Here is a 735-nt window from a genome sequence, read left to right on the forward strand (position 1 = left end):
CCGTTAAAAATGGCCATGTATACAAGATTGATCCGATTGGCTTCTATTTCACAGACCCGATTTCATTAGAAGGACAACTGGAGTATATTACGGAAAGCTTGACTAAATAAACAAAAGAGCCGCCTACCCGCGGCTCTTTTGCTGATTTATAAGGAACGGCTCAATTTGAATCATATCGGATATTTTCTTTGAGCCATTCATATTAAGCTGCATCCTCAACACGATCAGTTTTTTTATGCTGGAGAGACTGAAAAACGTTTTTTGCATATTTAACGAACGGATTCCTAACAGGAGAAATTGTGATTTTATAAAAAAGACACCTGAGCAAATCAGGTGACTTTTCATTATGCTTGTTTTTCTTTCTGGAACTTTTTACTCACAAATGGATAAACGATTAAGCCGACAAAGAATAAACCGATGCCGAGGATAAATGTCGTTAAATCTGCTGTGCCTGTTACGATAACAAACACGGAGTATGCACACGCCAGTATCGCGATCAATCCGTCTCTTACACGGGAGCCTTTCAGCTGGTCATACGTTTCACCTTTGATGACTACCTTCAAGCTGTAGATTGCAGATACCAGATACGGAATTAAATATGCAAGTGTAGCCGCTGTCGTTAAAAATGTAAATGCGTCACTTATTGTCCGGGAAATAACCGAGAAAATGAAGACCTGTGACATGACGTTTGTAATAATAAGTGCAATGACCGGACTTCCCTTTTTATTCGTTTTT

Annotated in this window: 1 protein-coding gene and 1 pseudogene; one reads left to right on the top strand and one right to left on the bottom strand. The window is 39.0% G+C overall.

Translation table 11 applies throughout. The features are described 5' to 3' along the window. Positions 1-110: pseudogene (locus ACWHAR_RS26670) on the top strand (iron(3+)-hydroxamate-binding protein fhuD); the annotation flags it as partial. A gap of 234 nt (positions 111-344) precedes the next feature. On the opposite strand, the gene ACWHAR_RS26675 reads toward ACWHAR_RS26670, so the two are convergent. Continuing rightward, a partial coding sequence (locus ACWHAR_RS26675) for an amino acid permease (RefSeq protein WP_452088376.1) occupies positions 345-735 on the bottom strand: 391 nt, incomplete at its 5' end.

It is taken from the genome of Bacillus sp. LR--39, assembly GCF_053613335.1.